This is a genomic window from Kitasatospora sp. NPDC052868, assembly GCF_044547105.1.
GTDB lineage: Bacteria > Actinomycetota > Actinomycetes > Streptomycetales > Streptomycetaceae > Kitasatospora.
The window spans coordinates 185,959-210,994 of sequence record NZ_JBITZW010000002.1 but is presented as its reverse complement, the minus strand read 5'-3'; the positions used below and the strand labels follow the sequence as shown (position 1 = coordinate 210,994).

Annotated in this window: 23 protein-coding genes; 13 read left to right on the top strand and 10 right to left on the bottom strand. The window is 73.1% G+C overall.

Features of this window, described 5'->3' with window-relative positions:
- Positions 1-50 precede the first annotated feature (50 nt).
- From allB to ACIGZJ_RS04540, 8 genes are all read left to right on the top strand, one after another.
- On the top strand, positions 51-1,406 hold the full coding sequence (gene allB, locus ACIGZJ_RS04575) for an allantoinase AllB (RefSeq protein WP_396455903.1): 1,356 nt from the start codon (positions 51-53) through the stop codon (positions 1,404-1,406).
- Between the two features lie 13 nt (positions 1,407-1,419).
- Entirely contained in the window at positions 1,420-2,685 is a 1,266-nt protein-coding gene (alc, locus tag ACIGZJ_RS04570; RefSeq protein ID WP_396455902.1) for an allantoicase, read from the top strand.
- Positions 2,686-2,738: 53 nt separating this feature from the next.
- Entirely contained in the window at positions 2,739-4,199 is a 1,461-nt protein-coding gene (locus tag ACIGZJ_RS04565; protein WP_396455901.1) for a catalase, read from the top strand.
- Between the two features lie 219 nt (positions 4,200-4,418).
- A complete protein-coding gene (locus ACIGZJ_RS04560; RefSeq protein WP_392931348.1) occupies positions 4,419-5,198 on the top strand; it encodes an IclR family transcriptional regulator in 780 nt (259 codons plus the stop codon).
- A gap of 211 nt (positions 5,199-5,409) precedes the next feature.
- A complete protein-coding gene (locus ACIGZJ_RS04555) occupies positions 5,410-6,342 on the top strand; it encodes a metal-dependent hydrolase (protein ID WP_396455900.1) in 933 nt (310 codons plus the stop codon).
- Positions 6,343-6,368: 26 nt separating this feature from the next.
- Positions 6,369-7,454, top strand: coding sequence for a PDR/VanB family oxidoreductase (locus ACIGZJ_RS04550; RefSeq protein ID WP_396455899.1), 1,086 nt, complete (start codon positions 6,369-6,371; stop codon positions 7,452-7,454).
- A gap of 15 nt (positions 7,455-7,469) precedes the next feature.
- Entirely contained in the window at positions 7,470-8,312 is an 843-nt protein-coding gene (locus ACIGZJ_RS04545; protein ID WP_396455898.1) for a M24 family metallopeptidase, read from the top strand.
- Complete coding sequence (locus ACIGZJ_RS04540) at positions 8,309-10,057, top strand: SDR family oxidoreductase (RefSeq protein WP_396455897.1); 1,749 nt, start codon at positions 8,309-8,311, stop codon at positions 10,055-10,057. Before ACIGZJ_RS04545 ends, ACIGZJ_RS04540 begins: the two co-directional genes overlap by 4 nt.
- A 46-nt stretch (positions 10,058-10,103) precedes the next feature.
- Here the strand turns inward: ACIGZJ_RS04540 and ACIGZJ_RS04535 are convergent, their stop codons facing one another.
- Complete coding sequence (locus ACIGZJ_RS04535) at positions 10,104-10,541, bottom strand: PIN domain-containing protein (RefSeq protein WP_396455896.1); 438 nt, start codon at positions 10,539-10,541, stop codon at positions 10,104-10,106.
- Entirely contained in the window at positions 10,538-10,816 is a 279-nt protein-coding gene (locus tag ACIGZJ_RS04530; protein WP_396455895.1) for a CopG family transcriptional regulator, read from the bottom strand. The genes ACIGZJ_RS04535 and ACIGZJ_RS04530 overlap by 4 nt, the downstream gene beginning before the upstream one ends.
- Positions 10,817-10,936: 120 nt before the next feature.
- Between ACIGZJ_RS04530 and ACIGZJ_RS04525 the strand changes: the two genes are divergently transcribed.
- The gene (locus ACIGZJ_RS04525; RefSeq protein ID WP_396455894.1) at positions 10,937-11,851 is read left to right on the top strand and encodes an SDR family oxidoreductase; all 915 of its coding nucleotides are present in this window, start codon (positions 10,937-10,939) and stop codon (positions 11,849-11,851) included.
- Here ACIGZJ_RS04525 and ACIGZJ_RS04520 read toward each other — a convergent pair.
- Positions 11,842-12,810 carry a helix-turn-helix transcriptional regulator gene (locus ACIGZJ_RS04520; RefSeq protein ID WP_396455893.1) on the bottom strand — a complete coding sequence of 323 codons (969 nt, stop codon included), beginning with the start codon at positions 12,808-12,810 and terminating at the stop codon, positions 11,842-11,844. The two genes, ACIGZJ_RS04525 and ACIGZJ_RS04520, sit on opposite strands and share 10 nt — an antisense overlap.
- A 120-nt stretch (positions 12,811-12,930) precedes the next feature.
- Here ACIGZJ_RS04520 and ACIGZJ_RS04515 point away from each other — a divergent pair, with 120 nt between their 5' ends.
- Together ACIGZJ_RS04515 and ACIGZJ_RS04510 are read left to right on the top strand one after the other, a co-directional pair.
- Positions 12,931-13,137: a cold-shock protein gene (locus ACIGZJ_RS04515; RefSeq protein WP_396455892.1), complete on the top strand. Its 207-nt coding sequence runs from the start codon at positions 12,931-12,933 to the stop codon at positions 13,135-13,137.
- A gap of 18 nt (positions 13,138-13,155) precedes the next feature.
- Positions 13,156-13,776 (top strand): LysE family translocator, encoded by a 621-nt coding sequence (locus tag ACIGZJ_RS04510; protein WP_396455891.1) that lies wholly within the window; start codon positions 13,156-13,158, stop codon positions 13,774-13,776.
- 14 nt (positions 13,777-13,790) lie between these two features.
- Here ACIGZJ_RS04510 and ACIGZJ_RS04505 read toward each other — a convergent pair whose 3' ends face one another.
- On the bottom strand, positions 13,791-14,084 hold the full coding sequence (locus ACIGZJ_RS04505; protein ID WP_396455890.1) for a hypothetical protein: 294 nt from the start codon (positions 14,082-14,084) through the stop codon (positions 13,791-13,793).
- Between the two features lie 167 nt (positions 14,085-14,251).
- On the opposite strand from ACIGZJ_RS04505, the gene ACIGZJ_RS04500 reads away from it, so the two are divergent.
- Positions 14,252-14,545: a hypothetical protein gene (locus tag ACIGZJ_RS04500; RefSeq protein WP_396455889.1), complete on the top strand. Its 294-nt coding sequence runs from the start codon at positions 14,252-14,254 to the stop codon at positions 14,543-14,545.
- A 24-nt stretch (positions 14,546-14,569) separates the two neighbouring features.
- Here ACIGZJ_RS04500 and ACIGZJ_RS04495 read toward each other — a convergent pair whose 3' ends face one another.
- The 5 genes from ACIGZJ_RS04495 to ACIGZJ_RS04475 form a co-directional block, all read right to left on the bottom strand.
- Positions 14,570-15,760 (bottom strand): XdhC family protein, encoded by a 1,191-nt coding sequence (locus ACIGZJ_RS04495; protein ID WP_396455888.1) that lies wholly within the window; start codon positions 15,758-15,760, stop codon positions 14,570-14,572.
- Positions 15,761-15,895: 135 nt separating this feature from the next.
- Positions 15,896-17,386, bottom strand: a complete 1,491-nt coding sequence (locus tag ACIGZJ_RS04490) for an NCS2 family permease (protein WP_396455887.1) — start codon at positions 17,384-17,386, stop codon at positions 15,896-15,898.
- 321 nt (positions 17,387-17,707) lie between these two features.
- Positions 17,708-20,080 carry a xanthine dehydrogenase subunit D gene (gene pucD / locus ACIGZJ_RS04485; RefSeq protein ID WP_396455886.1) on the bottom strand — a complete coding sequence of 791 codons (2,373 nt, stop codon included), beginning with the start codon at positions 20,078-20,080 and terminating at the stop codon, positions 17,708-17,710.
- The gene (locus ACIGZJ_RS04480; protein ID WP_387945959.1) at positions 20,077-20,565 is read right to left on the bottom strand and encodes a (2Fe-2S)-binding protein; all 489 of its coding nucleotides are present in this window, start codon (positions 20,563-20,565) and stop codon (positions 20,077-20,079) included. The genes pucD and ACIGZJ_RS04480 overlap by 4 nt, the downstream gene beginning before the upstream one ends.
- Complete coding sequence (locus tag ACIGZJ_RS04475; RefSeq protein ID WP_396455885.1) at positions 20,562-21,449, bottom strand: FAD binding domain-containing protein; 888 nt, start codon at positions 21,447-21,449, stop codon at positions 20,562-20,564. The genes ACIGZJ_RS04480 and ACIGZJ_RS04475 overlap by 4 nt, the downstream gene beginning before the upstream one ends.
- A 425-nt stretch (positions 21,450-21,874) precedes the next feature.
- Between ACIGZJ_RS04475 and ACIGZJ_RS04470 the strand changes: the two genes are divergently transcribed.
- Positions 21,875-23,467: a PucR family transcriptional regulator gene (locus ACIGZJ_RS04470; RefSeq protein WP_396455884.1), complete on the top strand. Its 1,593-nt coding sequence runs from the start codon at positions 21,875-21,877 to the stop codon at positions 23,465-23,467.
- Positions 23,468-23,570: 103 nt separating this feature from the next.
- Here ACIGZJ_RS04470 and ACIGZJ_RS04465 read toward each other — a convergent pair whose 3' ends face one another.
- Positions 23,571-24,674: an alpha/beta hydrolase gene (locus tag ACIGZJ_RS04465; protein WP_396455883.1), complete on the bottom strand. Its 1,104-nt coding sequence runs from the start codon at positions 24,672-24,674 to the stop codon at positions 23,571-23,573.
- Positions 24,675-25,036: the final 362 nt, after the last annotated feature.

Sequence of the window (25,036 nt, the reverse complement as noted above, 5' to 3'; positions counted from 1 at the left end):
GGGCATTCCTTCGGCACACCCCACTCGTACCAAGGTTTCGGAGGTCCCTCATGTCCTTCAGCGAGACGGCGGTGATCCGCTCCCGCCGGGTCGTCCTGCCCGATGGTGAGCGCCCCGCCGACGTGCTGATCCGCGACGGGAGGATCGAGCAGATCGCCGCGCACGGCTCCCTGGCGGTCGGCGACCGCCACCTCACCGACCTCGGCGACACCGCGCTGCTCCCGGGTCTGGTCGACACCCACGTGCACGTCAACGAGCCCGGCCGCACCGAGTGGGAGGGCTTCGCCACCGCCACCCGGGCCGCCGCGGCCGGCGGCGTCACCACCATCATCGACATGCCGCTCAACTCCATCCCGCCCACCACCACGGTGGACGGCCTGGACGCCAAGCGGAAGACCGCCGAGGGCCAGGCCTGGGTCGACCTCGGCTTCTGGGGCGGCGCCGTCCCCGGCAACGTCCCCGACCTCGAACCCCTGCACCGGGCGGGCGTGTTCGGCTTCAAGAGCTTCCTGGCACCGTCCGGCGTGGACGAGTTCCCGCACGTGGAACAGGCCGACCTGGAGGCCGCGCTCACCGAGCAGGCCCGGATCGGCGCCCTGGCGATCATCCACGCCGAGGACCCGGCCGTCCTGGCCGCCGCACCCCAGCAACCCGGGGTGCACTACCGGGACTTCCTCGCCTCGCGCCCCGCCGACGCGGAGACCGCGGCCGTCGCCCGGCTGCTCGACACCGCCCGCCGCACCGGCGCCCGGGTGCACATCCTGCACGTCTCCTCCGCCGCCGTGCTGCCGCTGCTGCGCCAGGCCCGCGAGGACGGCGTCCAGGTGACCGCCGAGACCTGTCCGCACTACCTCACCCTCGCGGCCGAGGAGGTGCCGGACGGCGACACCGCCTTCAAGTGCTGCCCGCCGATCCGCGACGAGTCCAACCGCGACGCGCTCTGGGCGGCCCTGGCGAACGGCGAGTTCATCGCGATCGTCTCGGACCACTCGCCGTCCACCCCGGACCTCAAGCTGCTGCCCGAGTACGGCGGCAGCGGGGACTTCGCCCAGGCCTGGGGCGGCATCGCCTCCCTGCAGCTCGGCCTGCCGGCCATCTGGACCGAGGCCCGCCGGCGCGGCCACTCGCTGGGCGACGTGGTCCGCTGGATGGCCACCGGGCCGGCCTCGCTGGTCGGCCTCACCGGGACCAAGGGCGCCATCGCGGTCGGCCACGACGCCGACCTGGTGGCCTTCGACCCGGACGGCGCCTTCGCGGTGCAGGCCGCCGAGCTGCACCACCGCAACCCCGTCACCCCGTACGCGGGCCGGACGCTGACCGGTGCCGTGCGCGCAACCTGGCTGCGCGGCCGGCCGGTCGACACCGCCGCCGAGCCCTTCGGCCGCCAGCTCACCCACAACCCGTAAGCAGGAGACCCCTATGAGCACCGGTACCACCCCGAGCGCTCCGTTCACCGAGCTGGTCAACCTGGCCTCCCGGCTGCTCGGCGCGGGCGTCGTCGCCACCAACGAGGACACCTTCGCGGACGCGGAGAACCTGCTGGTCGCCAAGCCCGCCGAGTTCCGCCCGCACACCTTCGGCCACAAGGGCCAGATCATGGACGGCTGGGAGTCCAAGCGCCGCCGCGGCATCAGCGCCGAGCAGCCGCATCCCACCGACGAGGACCACGACTGGGTGATCGTGCGGCTCGGTGTGGGCGGCGTGGTCCGCGGTCTGATCGTGGACACCGCGCACTTCACCGGCAACTACCCGGAGAGCGCCTCCGTGCAGGCCGCCGCGGTGCCCGGACACCCCTCGCCCGAGGAGCTCCAGGCCGCCGACTGGGTCGAGCTGCTGCCGCGCACCCCGCTGCAGGGCGACACCGCCCACGCGTTCGAGGTGCACGACGACACCCGCTACACCCACGTCCGCCTCGCCATCTTCCCGGACGGCGGCGTCGCCCGGCTGCGGGTGCACGGCGAGGTCCTGGCGGACCCGCGCGAGCTGGACGGCCTGACCTTCGACCTGGCCGCCCAGGAGTACGGCGGCGTCGCCGAGGCGGCCTCCGACCGCTACTTCTCCTCCCCGCACAACCTGAACGCTCCCGGTCGCGCCTCCGTCATGGGCGAGGGCTGGGAGACCCGGCGTCGGCGCGACAAGGCCAACGACTGGGTGCAGATCGCCCTGGCCGGGGGCGGCGAGGTCCTTGCCGCCGAGGTGGACACCACCCACTTCGTCGCCAACGCCCCCGGCTGGGCCGACCTGGCCGGCTACGACGCCTCGCAGGGCGGCAACCCCGCCGAGGACCGTGACGGCTGGTTCGAGATCCTGCCCCGCACCCGCCTCCAGCCCGACACCCGCCACCGCTTCCGGCTCGACGTCGGCCGCCCGGTGACCCACGTCCGCATCAACGTCCACCCGGACGGAGGCCTCGCCCGGCTCCGGCTGACCGGCCGGCTGACCGAGGCCGGCCGCGCCGCCCTCGCGCTGCGCTGGTTCAACGCCGTGCCCGCCGCCGAGGCCGCCGCCGCCCTGGCCGAGGCCGGCCTCACCGCCGAGGAGGCCGCCGCGCTGGCCGCCGCCCGCCCGCTGGCGGACCAGGCCGCGGCCACCGCCGCCGTCGCCGCGCTCCAGCCGGCCGACGGCCCCGACGGCGAGCAGTCCTCCCGCCGCCGCTCGGCCGCCTGGCGCCTGCTCGGCGCCTGACCCGCCGCCACCCCCTCCACGCACCGCCTTTATCGACACCTGAAGGACCCTCCATGTCCAAGATCCTGACCACGGAGTCCGGCGCGCCGATCGCCGACAACCAGAACTCGGCCTCGGCCGGCGAGTACGGCCCGCTGCTCATCCAGGACCAGCAGCTCCTGGAGAAGCTGGCCCGCTTCAACCGCGAGCGCATCCCGGAGCGCGTCGTGCACGCCCGCGGCTCCGGCGCGTACGGCTACTTCGAGGTCACCGACGAGGTCTCGCAGTACACCAGGGCGGCCTTCCTCTCCGAGGTCGGCAAGCGCACCGAGCTGTTCCTGCGCTTCTCCACCGTGGCGGGCAACCTGGGCTCCAGCGACGCGGTGCGCGACCCGCGCGGTTTCGCGCTGAAGTTCTACACCGAGGAGGGCAACTACGACCTCGTCGGCAACAACACCCCGGTGTTCTTCATCAAGGACCCGATCAAGTTCCCGGACTTCATCCACTCGCAGAAGCGCGACCCGTTCACCGGCGTCCAGGAGGCGGACAACGTCTGGGACTTCTGGGCCCACTCGCCGGCCTCCACCCACCAGATCACCTGGCTGTTCGGCGACCGCGGCATCCCGGCGTCCTACCGCCACATGAACGGCTACGGCTCGCACACCTACCAGTGGGTCAACGAGCAGGGCGACGCCTTCTGGGTGAAGTACCACTTCAAGACCAACCAGGGCATCCGCTCGCTGGACGGCGACCAGTCCGCCGAGGTGCTCGGCGCCGACGCCGACTCGCACCAGCGCGACCTGCACCAGGCCATCGAGCGGGGCGTCTTCCCGTCCTGGACCCTCTACGTCCAGCTGATGCCGGTCGCCGAGGCCGCCGAGTACCGCTTCAACCCCTTCGACCTGACCAAGGTCTGGCCGCACGCCGACTACCCGCTGGTCAAGGTCGGCCGCCTGGTCCTCAACCGGAACCCGGAGAACGTCTTCGCCGACGTCGAGCAGTCCGCGTTCTCCCCGAACAACTTCGTGCCCGGCATCGGCCCGTCCCCGGACAAGATGCTCCAGGGCCGGCTGTTCGCCTACGCCGACGCCCAGCGCTACCGGCTCGGCGTCAACCACACGCTGCTCGCCGTCAACGCCCCCAGGGCCACCGAGGCGAACAACTACGGCCGGGACGGCCTCGCCGCCGTCAACAAGTCGGGCCGCGCCCGGAACTACGAGCCCAACTCGTACGACGGCCCCGCCCAGACCGACAGCGCGCTCGCCGCGCCGGTCCGGCTGGACGGCCACACCGGCACCTACACCACCCCGGCGCACACCAAGGACGACGACTTCTTCCAGGCCGGCGAGCTCTACCGGCTGATGTCGGAGGGCGAGAAGTCCCGCCTGGTCGACAACATCGCGGGCTTCCTGGCGCAGGTGACGCGCGACGACATCGTCGAGCGCAACCTCGCCCACTTCCACGCGGCCGACGAGGAGTACGGCGCCCGCCTGGAGGCCGCCGTCACCCGGCTGCGGGCCGGCGACGAGGGCTGACGGCCCCCGCAGACCGACCGACCACCCTCACCGGCCGCCGGGGCCCGCGCCCCGGCGGCCGCACACCGGGCCTCTCCCCCCAGGGCAGTGGGGGAGGGGCCCGCTGTTGTCCAGTGCCTTCACCGAATATTCGCGGACGGCAACTGCCGGGCCCCCGGGGTGGTTAGGCTGGAGAGGCCCGCGGGTAGCTCCGCGTGCTGGACATCGGAAGGGGACGACATGTCGACACCAGCCCCGGGTCGTCACGCCATGCTGGACCAGGGTGTACCCGGTCCGTTCACCTCTCTGCAGCACGCCCTGAGACTGCTGGAGGCCGTCGACCGGCACCCCGACGGCGCCACCCTGGTGACCCTCGCCCGGGAGACGTCGCTCGGCCTGCCGACCGTCCGGCAGCTCGCGGAGATCCTGGAGATCGAGGGCTACCTCCAGTGCCAGGACGGCGGTTGGGTGCTCGGCGGCACCTTCGCGCTGCTCGGGCAGCACAACCGCGAGCAGCTGGTGCGGGCCCGGCTCAACCGCAAACTGGCCGAACTCCGCGACGAGTTGGGTGCGGCGGTGTACTTCAGCCGCTACCACGACGGGGAGTTGTCGGTGGAGGCGGTCGCCGCCGGCGAGCACGCCCCGGCGGTGCAGGAGTGGGTGGACTTCCGGGCCACCGCGCACGCCAGCGCGATCGGCAAGTGCCTGCTCAGCCAGCTGGACCACGACGGCCGCCTCGACCACCTCTCCCGGCACCCGGTGGCCCGGCTGACCTCCCGGACGGTCACCGACGCCGACCAGCTGATGCACCGTCTGGAGCGCCAGCCGGCCACCGTGCCGGTGCTGGACATCCAGGAGTACGCGCTCGGCACGGTCTGTGCCGCCGTCCCGGTGACGGCCGGCAGCACCGTCGGCTGCCTGGCCACCTCGATGCCGCTGGACAACGTCCACCGGCTGAAGGCCGCCGCCGAACTGCTCGCGGCCCGTGCCGCGCCGCTGATGCTGGCCATGGCGGTCTGACCGCACCGCAGCCCCGCGAAGGCCCCGCCGATCCGGCGGGGCCTTCCGTGTTTCCCGGGGGCCGCCGCGGTGCACATCACTTATTAGACTCGATGTCGATAAGGACTGCCGAAACCCTTGAAGCGGCCACTACCCGCGAGTAGGTTGCCTGCAGGCCGAGCGGACCAGCGCGGGCCGAGCCACCCGCCCCCAGGTACAGGAGGGCCTCCCCGTGCCCCGATCCACCACCCCCACCCCCGCCACCCCCGTCCCCGCCGTCGCCGCCCCCGCCGCCCGGGTGCACGACGACCTCGTCCTGGCCCCCCGGGACGTCCGCTTCGACTGGGCCCGGCTGCCGCTGCACTGGGTCCCGGACGAGCCGATGGCCACCCACATCCTCAACGTCCTGCACCTGCTCCTGCCCGAGGGCGAACGCTGGTTCGTCAAGGCGTTCAAGCAGGCCCTCCCGCTCATCCGCGACGAGCGGCTGCGCGAGGAGGTGCTCGGCTTCATCGGCCAGGAGGCCATCCACGCCGAGGCCCACCAGGAGGTGCTGGACCACCTGCTCGCCCAGGGCCTCGACCCCCGCCCGTACGTCCGACAGGTCGCCTGGCTGTTCCAGCGCGTCCTCGGCGAGAAGCCGGGCCTGACGCCCGCCCAGGCCCGGGAGAACGTCATCGAACGGGTCGCCTTCATCGCGGCGATCGAGCACTTCACCGCCTTCCTCGGCGACTGGGTGCTCAACTCCCCGGGCCTGGACCGCGCCAAGGCCGACCCGACGATGCTCGACCTGCTGCGCTGGCACGGCGCCGAGGAGGTCGAACACCGCAGCGTCGCCTTCGACCTGCTCGTCCACCTCGACCCCGGCTACCTGCGCCGGGTCCGCGGCATGGTCGTCTCCGGACCGCTGCTGGTCCACCTCTGGGTCCGCGGCGTCCGCTTCCTGCTCGCCGCCGACCCCACCCTCGACGGCCGGCTGCGGCCCAGCTGGCGCGAGGCGCGGCAGATCGCCCGGCGCGGCCTGCTGCCCGACCCGGTCCGGTCGGTCCGCTCCGGACTGCGCTACCTGCGACGCGGCTACCACCCCACCCAGGAGGGATCCTCCAGCCAGGCGCTCGGCTACCTCGCCACCTCCCCGGCCGCCCGCGCCGCCGCCGCCCACTGACCGACCACGCCAGGAGAGCCGCCCGGATGGACCTGCGCACCCCGCCCCCCGACCTGTACGGCCGCCCGCACGCCGACCGGTTCATGCGGCGCCTCACCGCCTTCGGCGACCGCTACACCCCGGCCCTCGGCCTCCCCCTGCTGCGCCGCAGCCCCCGGCGCCCGTACAGCGTCCCCGCCGGGCCGCTGCGCCTGGTCGTCGCCGACCGCCGCACGATCGCCACCGACGTCGTCGAACTGCACCTCGCCGACCCGTCCGGCGGCGACCTGCCCGGCTGGCAGCCCGGCGCCCACCTGCGCCTCGCCCTGCCCTCCGGCCGCGAGCGGCACTACTCGCTCTGCGGCGACCCGGCCGACCGACGCGGCTACCGGATCGCCGTGCGCCGACTGCCCGCGGGCGGCGGCGGCTCGGTGGAGATCCACGACGAGCTGCCCACCGGCAGCCGCCTGACGGCCCGCCGCCCCCGCAACGGCTTCGCGTTCTGCGCCGAGCCCGCCGTCCTGCTGCTGGCCGGCGGGATCGGCATCACCCCGCTGCTGCCGATGGCCCGCGAGGCGCAGCGGCACGGCCTCGACTGGCGGCTGGTCCACGTCGGCCGCAGCGCCGACACCCTCCCCTACGCCGAGGAGCTGCGCGCCCTCGCCCCCGACCGGGTCCACCTGCGCACCGACGACGAGCACGGCGTCCCCACCGGCGCCGAGCTGCTGGCGCACGCCCCGCGCGGCGCCGCCGTGTACTGCTGCGGTCCGGCCCCGATGCTCGCCGCCGTCCAGGACGAAATGGCCGCGGCGCCGTCCGCCGCCCTGCACTTCGAGCGGTTCGGCGCCGCGCCGGTCACCGGCGGCGAGCCGTTCACCGTCCGCCTCGGCGCCGCCGGCCCGGCCCTCGGCGTCCCCGCCGACCGCTCCGCCCTGGACGTGCTGCGCGAGGCCCGCCCGGACCTCCCGTACTCCTGTCGGCAGGGCTTCTGCGGCACCTGCGAGGTCCGCCTGCTGGCCGGCGCCCCCGAGCACCGCGACCGCCGCCTCACCCCCGAGCAGCGCGCCGCCGGCGCCCTGCTGCCCTGCGTCTCCCGGGCCGCCGAGGGCGAGACCCTCGTCCTCGACCTGTAGCAAGGAGCCCCCGCGATGGCGAAGCCCCCGTCCTTCCCGTACACCGAGTACGACCTCACCCGCTTCCGGGAGGTCCAGCAACTCGCCTACCACTGCGCCGAACAGGTCGCCGCCTGGATCGAACCGGGCGTCACCGAGCGGCAGGCCACCGCCGAGCTGCGCCGCCGCCTGGTCGCCGCCGGGGTGCAGGACTTCTTCCACGTCCCGTTCGCCTGGTTCGGCGACCGGACGGCGTTCCGGCACTTCCACACCCCGCTGCAGTTCTTCGCCGGCGGGCGCCGGCTCGCCGAGGGCATGCCCTACGTGCTGGACTGCGCGCCCGTGGTGGACGGCTACACCGCCGACATCGGCTACGGCGGCAAGGTCGGCGACAACCCGGTCTGGGACCGGCTCGCCGCGGACCTGCGGGTCTACCGCGAGCTGATCCTCGCCGAGGTCCGGGCCCGCCGGCCGCTCGACGAGGTGTACGCGGCGGTGGACGAGCAGATCGCCGCGCACGGCTACGACAACCGCCACCGGGTCTACCCGGGCCGGGTGATCGGCCACCAGGTGACCAGGACCACCTCCCGCGGCCCGGCCGGGGTGAACGTCCTCGGTTTCGGGGTGCGTACACTCCAGACGCTCGGCCGCGAGCTGATCAGCGAACGCCTGCACGGCCGTTCCCCGCTCTGGGCGGACGGCCGGTCCTCCCGGCACGCGCCGACCCCGGGCCTGTGGGCGGTGGAGCCGCACATCGGCTTCCGCGAGGTGGGCATCAAGTTCGAGGAGCTGCTCGTCGTCACCGAGGACGACGCCTACTGGCTCGACGACGACCTGCCGCACGTGCGGCGCTGGACCACGCTGGAGGAGGCCCGATGACCACCCACCCGAAGACCACCGGTCCGATGACCACCCGCCGCCGCACCGTCCACTCGGGCGGGCTGCCGCTCGCCGTCTTCGAGGAGGGCGACCCGGACGCGCCCACCGTGCTGCTGGTGCACGGCTACCCGGACACCCACGCGGTCTGGGACGACATCGCCGCCGACCTCGCCCGCGACCACCACGTGGTCCGCTACGACGTGCGCGGCGCCGGCGCCTCCGGGGCCCCGGCCTCCCGGGACGGCTACCGGCTGGAGCAGCTGGCCGCCGACCTCTTCGCGGTCGCCGACGCGGTCAGCCCGGACCGCCCGGTGCACGTGGTCGCCCACGACTGGGGCTCGCTGCAGTCCTGGGAGGCCGTCACCACCCCCGGCGCCGAGCAGCGGATCGCCTCCTACACCACCATGTCCGGCCCCTGCCTGGACCACATGGGCCACTGGCTGCGCGAGCGCTACCGCCGGCCGACCCCGCGCCACCTGCGCCAGCTGCTCACCCAGGGCGTGGCCTCCTGGTACATCACCGCCTTCCACCTGCCCTTCCTCGCCCCCGGCCTCTGGCGGCTCGGACTGGCCCGGGCCTGGCCCCGGGTGCTGCGCGACCTGGAGGAGGTCACCCCCCGCGCCGGCCACCCGCAGCCCACCCTGCGGCGGGACGCCGTCCGCGGCATCGAGCTCTACCGGGCCAACATGCGGCCCACCCTGCGCAACCCGCGCGAGCGGCCCACCGAGGTGCCCGTCCAGCTGGTCACGCTCACCCGGGACCACTACGTCGGCACCTACCTGTCCGAGGGCCTGGAGCGCTGGGTGCCGAACCTGACCCGCCGCTCCCTGCACGCCACCCACTGGTCCGCCCTGCTGGAGAAGGGAAGCGCCGTGGCCGCCATGGTCCGCGACTTCACCGCCACCGTCGGCGCCGGCCACCGCACCGACCCGGCCGGCACCGGCCCCCTCGTCGTGGTCACCGGCGCCGGCAGCGGCATCGGCCGGGCCACCGCGCTGGCCTTCGCCGAGCAGGGCGCCCGGGTCGTGGTCTGCGACCTCGACCTGCCCGCCGCCGAGCGCACCGCCGAACTCGCCGCACTGATCGGCCCGCCCGCCCGCGCCTACCGGGTCGACGTCTCCGACGGCGCCGCCTTCGAAGCCTTCGCCCGCGAGGTCGCCGCCGAGCACGGCGTCCCCGACGTGCTGGTCAACAACGCGGGCATCGGCCACTCCGGGACGTTCCTGGAGACCACCGAGAAGGAGTGGCAGCGCGTCCTGGACGTCAACCTCTGGGGCGTCATCCACGGCTGCCGGGTCTTCGGCACGCTGATGGCCGACCGGGGCCAGGGCGGCCACATCGTCAACCTCGCCTCGGCCGCCGCCTACCTGCCGTCCAAGGCGCTGACCGCCTACGCGACCAGCAAGGCCGCCGTCTTCATGCTCTCCGACTGCCTGCGCGCCGAACTCGCCGGGCACGGCATCGGCGTCTCCACCATCTGCCCCGGCATCGTCAACACCAACATCACCCGCACCTCCACCTTCTCCGCCACCACCCCCGACCAGCAGGCCGCCAAGCAGGCCCGCGCCGCGAGGCTCTACGCCCGCCGCGGATTCCCGCCGGAGAAGGTCGCCACCGCGATCCTGCACGCCGTCCGCACCGGCAAACCGGTCGTCCCGGTCACCCCGGAGGCCAAGGCGGCCCGCTTCCTGAGCCGCCTCTCCCCGGGCCTGCTCCGCCTCGCGGCCCGCCTCAACGTGACCTGACCGCCCCCGCGGGCCCTGCCCCCCGCAGGGCCCGCAGAGCCGCGGCTCACAGGTCGAACGGCAGGATCCGGAACGCCTTGTGCATGGTCAGCGGCCTGACCGCCCGGAAGCCGCGCTGGTCGAGGGTCAGGATCGTGTCGGTGCGGTATTCCGCGGCCAGAACGACGTTGACGGCATCCGCGAGATCCAGGCCGAGACTGCGGTGGCGTGCCCGGACGGCCTGCGCCGCCTCAAGGGTGTCGGCGGTGATCTCGGGCAGGACGGCGCGACCGGACCGAACCCGACGGGTGACATCGTCGACGGCGCCGCTGGCCGCGGCGTGCCCGAGAACCCTCCTCGCCAGGTGGTCGAGTTCGCTCAACAGAACGGGGGGGATCACCAGCAGGCCCGTGTTGTCCAGCACCTCACGGGCGGCGGACCCGACCGGATGCGTTGCATCGAGTGCGGCGAGCAGCCCCGAGGTGTCGGCCACGACGACGATCACGCGGCGCCCCGCCGCCGATCGGCCGGGGCGCAGGCGCCCTTCGTCCGCTCGTACGCCTCGGCCTGGTCCGCCCGGACATCGTCCGCGGTGGCCTCGCCGACGGGCTGGTACACGGCGCTGAAGAACGGCTCGTCCCAGGTGCGCCTGGACATGGCGGCCAGATGGATGGCCTCCCGGATGATCTCCGCCTCGGCTATTCCCTCCCGGGCGGCCGCCTCCTTGATCACCGCGAGGTCCTCGGCTTCGACGTAGACCGTGGTGCGCTTCAGAGCCATATGCGTATGGTACCCGCGCCATACGTCCGCGGGCATGACGCCGGGAAACCCCGACAGCAGATGTCGGGATTCCACGACAGCATCGGTGGTGTCGGAGGAACCACCAGAGAAGGGCACGACATGGCACAGCCGCTCAAGGGCAGGGTCGCACTGGTCGCCGGGGCGACCCGGGGAGCCGGGCGGGGGATCGCGGTGCAGCTGGGGGCCGCCGGGGCGACGGTCTACGCGACGGGTCGCAGCGCCGGGGGCCGGCGCTCGGAGTACGGGCGGCCGGAGACCCTGGAGGAGACGGCGGCGCTGGTGACGGCGGCCGGCGGCCACGGGATCGCCGTCCGGGCGGACCACCTCGTCCCCGCCGAGGTCGCGGCCGTGGCGGAGCGGGTCGAGGCCGAGCAGGGCGGGCTCGACCTGCTGGTGAACGACATCTGGGGCGGCGAGAACCTCTTCGAGTGGGAGAAGCCGGTCTGGGAGCACGACCTCGACAACGGGCTGCGGCTGCTGCGCCTCGCCGTCGAGACGCACGCGATCACCAACCACCACCTGCTGCCGCTGCTGCTGCGCCGCCCCGGCGGGCTGGTGGTGGAGATGACCGACGGCACCGCCGAGTACAACGCCACCCGCTACCGCAACTCCCTCTTCTACGACCTCGCCAAGTCCTCGGTGCTGCGGATGGCCTTCGCCCTGGGCCACGAGCTCGGCCCGCGCGGTGCGACGGCGGTCGCGCTGACCCCCGGCTGGCTGCGCTCGGAGATGATGCTGGAGCACTTCGGGGTCACCGAGGAGACCTGGCGCGAGGCGCTGGCGGAGCAGCCGGACTTCGGCATCTCGGAGTCGCCCGCCTACGTCGGCCGCGCGGTGGTCGCGCTGGCCTGCGACCCGGAGGTGAAGCGCTTCAACGCCGCCTCGCTCTCCAGCGGCGCCCTGGCCAAGGAGTACGGCTTCACCGACCTGGACGGCAGCCGCCCGGACGCCTGGAGCTACCTGGTGGACGCGGAGGCGGCGGACGCCCCGCCGGACCCGGCCGACTACCGCTGAGCGGTGTACAGCGCCGCGGTGCGGGCCGCCGCCCGCGCCAACCGGCGCCGTAGATCCGGGGGTTCGAGCAGCTCCGCCTCGGGTCCGAGCCGCAGCAGCTCCTCGTAGGCGACCTCCGACGACTCGACCGGGAGCCGGACGGTGATCCAGCCGTCGCCGTCCGGCTCCCCGGCGGAGTCCAGCGCCTGGCTGGCCGCCAGCGGCTCCAGCAGGTGCGGGAGCCGCTCGGCGCCGAGCGGGCTGAGCCGGACCAGGACGCTCTCCCGCAGCAGGGAGCGGGCGAACCCGGCCGCCTTGGCCTCCCAGAACGCGGCGAGGTCGAAGGCCTCGTCCCGCTCGAACCGTTCGGCCAGCGGCACGGCCTCCGTCAGCCGGTCCACCCGGTACACCCGGGCGCCGTCCGCGTCCGGCGGCCTGGCCACCAGGTACCAGGCGCCCGCCTTCAGGACCAGCCCGTACGGCTGCAGCGTCCGCTCGACGGCGTCCGCGCCGCGCCGGTAACGGGCCCGCAGCAGCCGACCGCCCCAGACGGCCCGGGAGACCTCGGCGAGCAGCGGCGGGGCGGGCGCGGTACGGAACCAGCCGGGTGCGTCCAGGTGGAACCTCCGTACTCCGGTGGCGGGGGCCTCGCCCAGCTCGCTCACCACCTTCAGCCGGGCGGCCAGCGCGGGGCCGTCGAGCCCCATGTCGCCCAGCGGGCCCGGCAGTCCGGCGAGCAGCAGCACCTCGGCCTCGGCCCGGTCCAGGCCGGTCAGCCGGGTGCGGTAGCCGTCCAGCAGCCGGTAGCCGCCGGCCCGGCCGCGGTCGGCGTAGACGGGCACGCCCGCCTCGGCCAGCGCCAGGACGTCCCGTTGGATCGTCCGCTCGGACACCTCCAGTTCGGCGGCCAGCTTCGCCCCGGTCATGCTCCGCCGCGCCTGGAGGAGCAGCAGCAGCGAGATCGCCCGAGCCGCCCGCACGGTGTCCACCCCTTCCGGTCGTCCCGATCCCCGGGTCCGCCGGGCGCGTCGTGGCCGGCGCGGGCCCGGGGGTTTGGTACCCAGGAGGTCCACCACCCCGCGGAAGCGAAGGAGCTCCCCATGGCCACCGGCACCGTGCAGTCCTACCACGTGGATCACGGCTACGGCATGATCACCCCCGACGACGGCGGGCCCGCGCTGTACGTGTACTTCGACTCGATCCAGGGCTCGGAGAGCGAACGGGCGCTGACCGAGGGGCAGCAGGTGGAGTACGACCCGACCGAGCAGGAGGGCCGCCCGGTGGCCGAGCGGGTGCGGCCGGTGTAGAGCCTACGATCAGGGGCCATGGAGATCTCGACGGCCCTGTGGTCCTTCGCCCTCGTCGTGGGGCTGCTCACGCTCACCCCCGGCCTCGACACCGCCCTGGTCCTGCGCACGGCGGCCCTCGGCCACCGTCGCCAGGCCTGGGGCGTGGTGCTCGGCATCCAGACCGGCACGCTGATCTGGGGCACCCTCACCTCGGCCGGGGTGACCGCCCTGCTGACGGCCTCCCAGCTCGCGTACGAGGTGCTGCGCTGGGCCGGGGCCGCCTACCTGGTCTGGATGGGCGTCGGCATGCTGCGCGCCCGGGGCGGTGCGGCGGCGCCCGAGGAGGGGCCGGTCGACGGGGGCCTGCGGTACGGCTGGCGGCGCGGCACGCTGACCAACCTGCTGAACCCCAAGGTCGGCGTCTTCTACGTGGCGGTGCTGCCGCAGTTCATCCCGGCGGCGGCCCCGCACTTCGCCGCCGGCGTCGCGCTGACCTGCGTCCACGTCGTGGAGGGGCTGCTCTGGTCGGCCGTCCTGGTCGGCTTCGCCCACGTGCTGCGCGGGTGGCTGCGGCGGCCGGCCGCGCGGCGCGCGCTGGACCGGGTGACCGGCGTGGTGGTGCTCGGCTTCGGCCTGCGGCTCGCGGCCTCGCAGTAGCGCGCCCCGGCGGCTCAGCGCCCGAGGCGTCCGAGGCCCTCGCGCAGTTGGGCGGGGTCCATGCAGAGGTGCACGTCGACGTCGGCGTTGAACTCCAGCCAGAACGGTTCGCAGATGGCGGGCAGCGCGGCCTCGTCCGGAACGTCGACGACGATGATCTGGCTGCGCCGGCCGTTGCGGGCGAAGAAGTAGGCGGCCTCGGGCTTGAGGTCGTTCATCAGGCGCTCGAAGATCCCGGCGACCGCGCCGTCGGCGATCAGCCGGTTGCTGGTCGCGGTGTCGAGGGTGATTTCCAGCAGGGCGCGCATGGCGGTGCTCCCTTCCCCGGACCGGGGTGTCAGGGCGGATCCCTGGTCTCCAGCGTGCCGCCGCCGTCCGGGGCCCGCAACGTCACCCGGGTGGGGGCGCCGGGATGGCCGTCGGGGCGGGGGCGGGGCTGCATGGGAGGCGACAGCCCACCAGGCAGGAGCAGCCCATGGCGATCATCGCGGCGTTCGAGTTCCCCGGCGTCGGCCAGGCGCAGTACGAGGAGGCCGTGGACCGGCTGACCGGCGGTACCGGGCTGAACTCGCCGTCCGACTGGCCGGTGCGCGGGCTGGTCCTGCACGCGGCGGGCCCGTCGCCGGACGGCGGCTGGCACGTCACCGACGTGTGGGAGTCCCGCGAGGCCTTCGAGCACTTCGCGGCGGTGCTGATGCCGATCCTCGAGGAGGTCGGCATCCCGACCACGCCGGCGCTGCTGTGCGAGGCGTACAACGTGGTGCGCTGAAACCCGGCGCCGACGGGCAGGGGCTCAGGCCGCGTGCGGCCGCGGCTTCCCGGCGGCGCCGGCCGGCTCCTGCGCGCGCGCCAGGTCGTGGTGGATCGGCCCGTCGCCGGCGCTCAGCGGCAGGCAGCTGCCGCCCCGGCGGTGGGCGATGATCTCGGCGGCGACCGAGACGGCGGTCTCCTCGGGGGTGCGGGCGCCGAGGTCCAGGCCGATCGGCGAGCGCAGCCGGGCGATCTCGGCCTCGGTCAGGCCGGCCTCGCGCAGCTTGGCGTTGCGGTCCCGGTGGGTGCGGCGCGAGCCCATCGCGCCGACGTACCCGAGGGGCAGGCGCAGGGCGCGCTCCAGCAGCGGGATGTCGAACTTGGCGTCGTGGGTGAGGACGCAGAGCACCGTCCGGCCGTCGATCCGGTCGAGCTGGGAGTCGAGGTAGCGGTGCGGCCAGTCGACGACGACCTGGTCGGCCTCGGGGAAGCGCCGCTCGGTGGCGAAGACCGGGCGGGCGTCGCAGACCGTGACGTGGTAGCCGAGGAACCGGCCGATCCGCACCACGGCGGCGGCGAAGTCGATCGCACCGAAGACGATCATCCGGGGCGCGGGCACGTAGGACTCGACGAAGAAGGTGACGGTGCCCTGGTCGGCGTCGTCGCAGGGCCGCCCGTCCAGGCCGAGGACGATCCTCCCGGTGCGCCCGGCGTCCAGCATGGCCCGGGCCTCGGCGACGACGGCGCGCTCCAGGGCGGCCACGGTCGAGGGCGCGGGGGAGAGGGCACCGTGGTGGGTGTCGGCGGTGACGCAGACGGTGGCGCCGACCAGGGCCGGCGGCCCGGCGATGGCCCGGGCGAGCGCCACGGGGGTGCCGGAGGCGATGTAGGTGATGCCCGCGTCGAGCGCGGCGTCGGCGCCGGGGGTGATCGGCTGGACGAAGACGTCCAGGATGCCGCCGCAGGTCAGGCCGACCGCGAAGGCGTCCTCGTCGCTGTAGCCGAACCGCTCCAGCACCGGCTCGCCGGAGGCGATCGCGGCCTGGCACAGCTCGTACACGGCCCCCTCGACGCAGCCGCCGGAGACGCTGCCGATCGCCTCGCCCCCGGCGTCGACGGCGAGCGCGGCCCCCGGGTCGCGCGGCGCGCTGCCGGAGACCCCGACCACCGTGGCCACGGCGAAGGAGCGCCCGGACGCGTGCCAGGCCTGCAGCTGCTCGGCGATGTCCTGCATGTCGGGGAGCTCCTCACGGATCGCGGATGTGAGCGGAAGGGGGGTGCCGCCGTACGGGAAACGATTCCCGTACGGCGGCGGTGCTGTCAGGGCGTGTCTGACAATTCTCGCCGCGCGCGAATTGTCAGACACGCCCTAGTGGGCGCCCAGCCAGGACTTGACCGGGGTGAGGGCGAAGTAGACCACGAAGACCGCGGTCAGGATCCACATCAGCACGCCGGGCTCGCGCCACTTGCCGGTGCCGGCCTTGATGGTCACGTAGGAGATGACGCCGGCGGCGACACCCGCGGTGATGTTGTAGGTGAACGGCATCAGGACGCAGGTGAGGAAGGCCGGGATGGCTGTCTCGCGGTCCGACCAGTCGATGTGGCGGGCCTGGCTCATCATCATCGAGCCGATGACGACGAGGGCGGCGGAGGCGACCTCGACCGGGACGATGCCGGCGAGCGGCGAGAAGAACAGCATCAGGGCGAAGAGCGCGCCGGTGACGGTGGAGGCGAGGCCGGTCCGGGCGCCGTCCCCGACGCCGGTGGCGGACTCCACGAAGACGGTCTGCCCGGAGGCGCCGGCCAGGCCGCCGACCGCGCCGCCGGCACCGTCGATGAACAGCGCCTTGGAGAGGCCGGGCATCCGGCCCTGCTTGTCGGCGAGACCCGCCTCGGTGCCGACGCCGATGATGGTGGCCATCGCGTCGAAGAAGCCGGCCAGGACGAGGGTGAAGACCGCGACGGAGGCGCTGATGGCGCCCATGCCCTGGCTGCCGAAGGCGCCGAACAGGTCGACCTTGCCGAAGAGGCCGAAGTCGGGGGCGGCGACCGGGCTGCCGGGCCACTCCGGGATCGAGCTGGCCCAGGTGTGCTCGGGCAGGTCGACCACGGCGTTGACGACGAAGGCCAGCGCGGTGCCGCCGGCGATGCCGATGAGGATGGCACCGCGGACCTTGCGGGCGAGCAGGACGAAGATCGCCAGGAGGGTGACCGCGAAGATCAGGACGGGCCAGCCGACCAGCTCACCCTTGGGGCCGAGCGACACGGGCGGCCCGTACGGGTCCGGGCCGTGGTGCACGAAGCCGGCCTTGACCAGGCCGATCAGGGCGACGAAGAGGCCGATGCCGATGGTGATGGCGTGCTTGAGCGGCAGCGGGATGCCGTCCATGATCTTCTGCCGGAGGCCGGAGACGACCAGGAGCACGATCAGCAGGCCGTAGACGATGCACAGACCCATGGCCTGCGGCCAGGTGGTGTTCGGCACGACGATCGCGGAGACCGCGCCGGAGACCGAGAGACCGGCGGCCAGCGCCAGCGGGACGTTGCCGATCACACCCATGAGGATGGTGGTGACGGCCGCGGCCAGCGCGGTGGCGGTGGTCAGTTGGGAGTGGTCGAGCTTGAATCCGGTCTTGTCGGCGCCGCCGAGCAGGATCGGGTTGAGCAGGACGATGTAGGCCATCGCCATGAAGGTGGTGAGGCCGCCGCGAAGCTCGTTCGCGAGGGTCGATCCCCGTGCGGAGACCTTGAAGTACGCGTCCAGCGCGTTCCTCGGGGAGGCGGCCGGGGGCGACGTGGGGGCGTCGTCCTCGGCGGGTCTGTCTTCAGTGGTGCCGGGCTCCGTGGGAATCCGGGTCATGTCCACTCCCAAGTGTCAAAGGGGGTTGGGGTGGGCGAGCCGACCTGACAGCCAGTCAACGAAGTTGGCACAGGGGGACTACTCGACTCACTGGGCGCACTCTGTGGCGGTGCCTGCGGTGCGTAGGTGGTGCGCACCGCTGCAGAACCCCGGCGTGGGAGAGGCAGCGGGATGGGGCGTTCGCTTCGTGTCGGTTGGTGCATGGGTGGTGCTCTTCATTGCGTTGGTGGTGCTCTTCACCGCGTCGGGTGGTGCGGGTGGTGCTGCCCCGGGGCGGCGGGAGGACTGTCGCCGCCCCGGGGAGGTTCACGGGCCCGGGGCCTACAGGGCGCCGGGCGTCTCGGTGGTCAGGTGCTCGGGCCGGACCGGGATCCGGTTGAGCGCCAGGCCGGTCGCGTTGCGGATGGCGGCCACGATGGACGGCGTCGCGGAGACGGTCGGGGCCTCGCCGACACCGCGCAGCCCGTACGGGGCGTGCGGGTCGGGCAGTTCCAGGACGTCCACCGGGATCGGCGGGGTGTCCAGGATGGTGGGGATCAGGTAGTCGGTGAAGGACGCGTTGCGCACCTTCCCGTCCTTGACGATGATCTCCTCCATCACGGCCAGGCCGAGCGCCTGGGTGCAGCCGCCCTGGATCTGGCCGACCACCGAGAGCGGGTTGAGCGCCTTGCCGACGTCCTGGGCGGCGGTCAGCTCGACCACCTTGACCAGGCCCAGCTCGACGTCCACGTCGACCACCGCGCGGTTGGCGCAGAAGGTGTACTGGACGTGGCCGAAGCCCTGCCCGGTCTCCTTGTCGAACGGGACGGTCGGGCGGTGGTGGTGCTCACGGGTGAGGTCGATCGCGTCGTCGCCCAGCAGGTCGACGATGGAGATCAGCGAACCCGCCGACTCCGAGACCACCTTGCCGCCGGCCAGCGTCAGATCGGTCTGGGTCCAGCCGTAGCGCCGGCGGCCCTTGTCGATCACGGCCTGCTTGACCGCCTCGGCGGCGAGCTTCACCGCACCGCCGGTCATGTACGTCTGGCGCGAGGCGGAGGTGGAGCCGGCCGAGCCGACCTCGGTGTTGGCCGGGTGGATGGTGACCTGCTCCACGCCCAGCTCGGTGCGGACGATCTGGGCGTGCACGGTGATGCCGCCCTGGCCGACCTCGGCCATCGCGGTGTGCACCATGGCGACCGGCTCGCCGCCGATGACCTCGATGCGCACCCGCGCGGTGGAGTAGTCGTCGAAGCCCTCGGAGAAACCGACGTTCTTGATGCCGACCGAGTAGCCGACGCCGCGCACGATGCCCTCGCCGTGCGAGGTGTTGGACAGCGCGCCCGGGATCTGGCGGACGTCCAGGTTCGCCAGGTCCAGCGGCGGCGGCAGCGGCATGTCCTTGACCCGCCGCAGCAGCTCGGCGACCGGGGCCGGCGAGTCGATCTGCTGGCCGGTGGGCATGAAGTCGCCCTCGGACATCGCGTTGAGCTGGCGCAGCTCGACCGGGTCCATGCCCAGCTCGGCGGCCAGCTTGTCCATCTGCGTCTCGTAGCCGAACGCGGCCTGGACGGCGCCGAATCCGCGCATCGCCCCGCAGGACGGGTTGTTGCTGTAGAGCGCGATGGCGTGCATCTTCACGTTCGGGATCACGTACGGGCCGTGTCCGAGCGAGGCCGCGTTGCCGACGACGGCGGGCGAGGCGGAGGCGTACGCGCCGCCGTCCAGCACGATCCGGCAGTCGGCGAAGACCAGCCTGCCGTCGCGGGTGGCGCCGTGCTCGTAGTGCATCCGGGCCGGGTGGCGGTGCACATGGCCGAAGAATGACTCGTCCCGGGCGTAGACGATCTTGACCGGCTTGCCGGTGTGCTGCGCCAGCAGGCAGGCGTGGATCTGCATCGACAGGTCCTCGCGGCCGCCGAACGCACCGCCGACGCCGGCCAGGGTGAGGCGGACCTTCTCCTCCGGCAGGGCCAGCACGGGCGCCATCTGCTGGCGGTCCACGTGCAGCCACTGGGTGGCGATGTAGAGGTCGATGCCGCCGTCCTCGGCGGGCACCGCCAGGCCGGACTCCGGGCCGAGGAAGGCCTGGTCCTGCATGCCGACCTCGTAGTCGCCACTGACGATGACGTCCGCCAGCGCGCGGACCTCGTCCGTCACGCCCAGGCCGGAGACCAGCTTCTGCTCGTGGCAGATGTTGTCATAGCCGTGCGACTTGTACTCGTGCGGCTCGTGCACGTAGCCGTACGTCTGCGGGTCGAGGCACTGCTCCTCGGTGGTGATCGGGGTGAGCACCTCGTACTCGACCTTGATCTTCTTCACCGCGCGGCGGGCCGTCTCCGGGTGGTCGGCCGCGACCAGCGCGATCGCCTCACCGTGGTAGCGGACCTTGTCGATCGCCAGGGCCGGCTGGTCCTGGATCTCCAGGCCGTAGAACTTCGAGCCCGGGATGTCGTCGTGGGTGAGGACCGCGTACACGCCGGGGACCTTCAGGGCCTCGGAGATGTCCACCGAGAGGATGTTGGCGCGGGGGTGCGGCGAGCGCAGCGCCATACCCCAGAGCATGTCCTCGTGCCACATGTCGGACGAGTAGGCGAACTCGCCCCTGACCTTCAGGTTGCCGTCCGGGCGCAGCGGCGAGCCGCCGATGCCGTCCTTGCTGGCCTGGTTGATGTTCTGCAGGTTCTTCTGCCCCTGGATGGTGCGAGTGCTCATGCTCCAAGCCCCTTACCAGCGCACTTGCGGGCGGAAGCCAGCCGCACCGCGTCCATGATCTTCTCGTAGCCCGTGCAGCGGCACAGGTTGCCGGAGAGCGCCTCGCGGATGTCGTTGTCGCTCGGCTGGGCGTCCTGCTCCAGCAGCGCGTCGGTCTGCACCAGCAGGCCGGGGGTGCAGAAGCCGCACTGCACGGCGCCGGCGTCGACGAAGGCCTGCTGGACGAGGCCCAGCTCGCCGCCCTCGTCGGCCAGGCCCTCGACGGTGCGCACGTCCCGGTCCTGCACCTGGCCGGCCGCGACCAGACAGGAACAGACCGGGGTGCCGTCCAGGTAGACCGTGCAGGAGCCGCACTCGCCCTGCTCGCAGGCGTTCTTCGAACCCGGCAGGCCGACCCGCTCGCGCAGCACGTACAGGAGGCTCTCGCCCTCCCAGACGTCGTCCGCCTCGACGGGCTTTCCGTTGGCGGTGAAAGTGACCCTCATGCCGCGCTCCTGATCTGCTTGCTGTAGTCGTTCCACGTCCAGGTGAGCGTGCGGCGGGCCATCACGGCCAGCGAGTGCCGGCGGTAGTCGGCCGTGCCGCGGACGTCGTCGATCGGGGAGGCGGCGGCCTTCACCAGTTCGCCGAACTTCTGGATCACCTCGGCGCCCAGCAGCTCGCCGGACTCCCACAGGCCGCGCTCGGCGAGCACGCCCTGCAGGTACTCCTCGGCCTCCACGGCGCGGCGCGGCGTGGGGGCGGCCGAGCCGATGCCGGTGCCGACGGTGCCGTTCTTCGGGTGAAGGGCGAAACCGAAGGCGCAGACCGCGATCACCATGGCGTTGCGGGTGCCGATCTTGGAGAACTGCTGGGGCCCGTCCGCGACCGGGATGTGCACCGCGCGGATCAGCTCGTCCTGCTGGAGCGAGTTGCGCTTGACGCCGACGTAGAACTCGTCGATCGGGATCATCCGGGTGCCGCGCACGGATGCGGCCTCCACGAAGACGTCCCGGCCGGCCGCCAGCAGCGCGGGGTGCGCGTCGCCGGCGGGCGAGGCGCCACCGAGGTTGCCGCCCACGCCGCCGCGGTTGCGGATCTGCGGGGAGCCGACCGTGTGGGAGGCCAGCGCGAGGCCCGGCAGCGGACCGGACAGCTCGTTGATGATCCGGGTGTACGGGACGGAGGCACCGAGCCGGACGACGTCGCCGTCGTTCGACCATTCGGTGAGCTCGGTGATGCGGTTCAGGTCGAGAATCGCGGATGGCCGGTGCACGTCGAAGTTCATCTCGACCATGACGTCCGTACCGCCCGAGATGGGCAGCGCGGTCGGGTACTCAGCCTTCACCGCGAGTGCCTCGTCCCAGCTAGCGGGCCGAAGGAACTCCATGCGGGTGTCTCCTCAAGTCGTCGCCTGCCGGGCGGGTGGGCACAGTGCCCGGAACCCGGTGTTCGGACCACGCAAACCGCTTCGTTGCCTTGGCGTCGGATCCTGGTCACCGGTCTGTGTCCGGCGGCGTGTTTGCCAGTGAACCGCTGTGACGGGGCCCACTGGCAGTCACCGATGGCATGAAGCCCCGGCTGTGGTCCCGCCCGCCATCCTGTACGTTCCTCTAAGGACGACAATCTCGCAGCCCAGCTGTGGACCGGGCGCCATCTACGACCGTAATCCGGCTGTGATTCCCAAGCTACGGGCCCGTGATCCGGGTGCCGGTCGGTACGTAACACCGAGGACGGATGTTCGGGCACACTGTGACCCCCGGACCGCGTGCTCGGGCACCCCCACCCTCACCCCAGCCCGTTAGGAGTCCGCGGATGCGTGTCCGTGACCTGCTCGCCCCCGGCGCCCCGAGACTGCGCCTGCTCGCGGCCGAGGACGAGCTGGACCGGCAGGTCAGCGGCGTCATGACCACCGACCTGCACGACCCGGGGCGCTACCTGCACGGCGGTGAGCTGGTGCTCACCGGCATGCTCTGGCGCACCGCGCCGGCCGACTCCGAGCGCTTCGTGCGCACCATCGTGGCCGGCGGCGCCGTCGCCCTCGCGGCCGGCGAGGCCGAGGTCGGGCCCGTCCCCGAGGACCTGGTCGAGGCGTGTCGGCGCCACCGGATGCCCCTGTTGGCCGTACCCGACGACATCGCCTTCGGCACGGTCACCGAGTTCATCGGCCGCCAGGTCTCCGCCGACCGCGCCGCCGACCTGGCCGCCCTGGTCGACCGCCACCGGCTGCTGGTCTCCGCGGCCGGCGGCGGCGGCCTGGACGCCGTCCTCGACCTGCTCGGCGGCGACCTCGACCTCGACTGCTGGGTGCTCACCCCGACCGGCGCGGTGATCGCCGGTCCCGCCGACCGGCTCTCCGCCGAGGACCGCGACCAGCTCGTCCGCGCCCACCTCGGCGCCCAGCGCCAGCGCCGCCGCCCCCCGCACCGGGCCAGGCTGGCCACCGGCTCGTACTCGCTGCTGCCCGCCCCCGCGCTGGCCGACACCGAGGCGCCGCTCGCCGACTGGGTGCTCGCGGTGGCCGGCGACGTCACCGAGTGGACCGGCAAGCGCCAGCAGCTCGCCGAGAACCTGGCCCGGCTGGTCGCCGCCGAGCGCCACCGCCGCGACGAGGGCCGCCGGCTGCGCCGCCGCCTCGCCGACGAGGTGCTGACCCTGCTTCAGCGCGACGCCGACCCGGCCGAGATCAGCCGCACCCTCTACGCCTCCAGTGCGATGGCCGCCCGCTACGAGAGCCCCGAGCCCAAGACGCAGACCCCGGACGGCTCCTGGCTGGTGCTCAGCGCCGAGGGGACGGGCCTACCCGAGGGGGTGGTGCGCTCAATCCTGGAGGAAGCTCTCAACGGGACCACCGACCGCGCCCTGGTGGCCGGGGCCGGCACCGGCGCCGTGGTGGTGATGCCCGCCTTCGACAGCTCGGTGCCCGCCGACACCCTGCGCGAGCTGCTCGCGCCGCTGGAGGCCGGCCTCGGCTCGGAGGGCCGGATCACCCTCGGCGTCTCCGCCCCCGCCTCCGAGGCGGGCGGCCTGCGCGGCGCCCTGGAGGAGGCCCGGCACGCCCGCCGGATCGCCGCCGCCCGGGTCGGCCGGGTCTGCGTGGCCGGTCCGGAGGAGCTGGCCTCGCACGTGCTGCTGCTGGCGGCCGTCCCCGACGAGGTCCGCCGGGCCTTCCGCAGCCGGCTGCTGGACAAGGTGATCGCCTACGACATCGAGCACCAGGCGGACCTGGTCCGCACGCTGGAGGCGTTCCTGCGCTCGGACGGCTCCTGGACCCGCTGTGCCGCTCAGCTGCACGTCCACGTCAACACGCTGCGGTACCGGATCGGCCGTATCGAGGAACTGACGGGCCGGGACCTCTCCCGGCTGGAGGACCGGGTGGACTTCTACCTGGCGCTCGAACTGGCCTGAGCCGGCCTGCTCCGTTCTGTTCCGACCTGTTCCGACCTGTGCACGGGCCCGCCGCGCGACTGCGCGGCGGGCCCGGTGGCACTGCTCCGTACGGCGTGCCCCGTTACGGCTGGGCCGGGATGACCGAGGTGAGCCACTCGAAGACGCCCGGCACCATGTTCTTCCAGACGTCGCTGGAGTGCGGCCCGGTGGTCTCCTGGACCTGGATGGTGGTCGGGGCCTTGGCGACCGCCGCGATGGCCTGGCCGTCCTCGTAGCCGTCGCCCTTGTTGCCGCTGATGTACAGGGCGACCTTCGGCGGCTGGGCGGCGCTCTTCACGATGTTGACCGGGTTGTTGGCCTCGCGCAGCTTCGCGTCCTTGCCGACCAGCGAGTCCTTCTCGACCGCCGGGTCGTTGTAGCCGGAGAGGCTGACACCGGCCCGGTAGCGGTTGGGGTGGGCCAGGGACAGCTTGGTGGCGCAGTGGGCGCCGGCCGAGTAGCCGGCGACCCCCCAGCGGTCCGGCGACGGGTCGGCGCGGAAGTTGTCCAGCACCATCTGCGGGACGTCCCGGGTCAGCCAGGTGTCGGCGTTGACCTTGCCGGGCACGTCGGTGCAGCCGGCGTCGGTGCTGTTGCCCAGCAGCAGGGTGCGCGGCGAGACCAGGATGAACGGCGCCACCTTGCCCTGCTGCATCAGCGGCTTCAGCTGCTCGGAGACCTTCAGCGTGCCGTACCAGGTGGAGGACGAGCCGGGGAAGCCCGGGATCAGCTCGACGACCGGGAATTTGCGGTCCTTGAACGCCGGGTCGTGGTACTGCGGCGGCAGCCAGACCAGCACCTCGCCGTCCACCCCGGACAGCTGGCCCTTGAGCTCGGTCTTCTGGACGTCGTTCGGCACCTTGGGGTCGTCCACGCCCTTGAAGGACTGCAGCGCCTTCGCGGGCGGCTTGGCGTCACCGGCGGGTGCCGGGGTGCCGGCCGCACCGCCCGGCGCCGCGGGCTCCGCCGGCGGGACGGAGGGCACGGCCCGGACGTGGTTACCGGTGCCGAGCAGGTCGTCCCAGCTGCCGTAGATCAGGTTGGCGTTGTTGACCATGACGAAGACCATCACCACGGCGGTGACCTGGCAGAACACGATCATGGCAAGCCTGGACAGGATCCGCACCGGCTCGGGGCCTCGCACCTTGCCCCAGAGCAGCATCGCCACCGCGATGGAGATCGGCACGAGGATCACCGTGCAGACGAAGAATGGCGTACCTACCAGTTGCATCAAGTTCTCGTATCCGGGTTGCAAGCCGCCCCGGGCCCCACTCGCCCGGAACGCACTCCAATGGCATCAGACGGTCTGGAACGGGGGTCGGTTGCCGTCCGAATCTGTGCGGAACCTGAGAGGAACATCACGTTTCCGTGATGATCCCTTTTCGGGTCGGACATAGTCTGCCATCTGGGCGGCCGTCATCCGGACTTCGGCCGGGCGCGATGCCCAGCGAACTCCCAGGATCGCCCCCGCGGGCACGATACCGCCCGTACGGACCGCGGCGGCGGGCGAGGCGGTGCAAGAGCCCGTGCGGCGGGCAGCGAGACTAT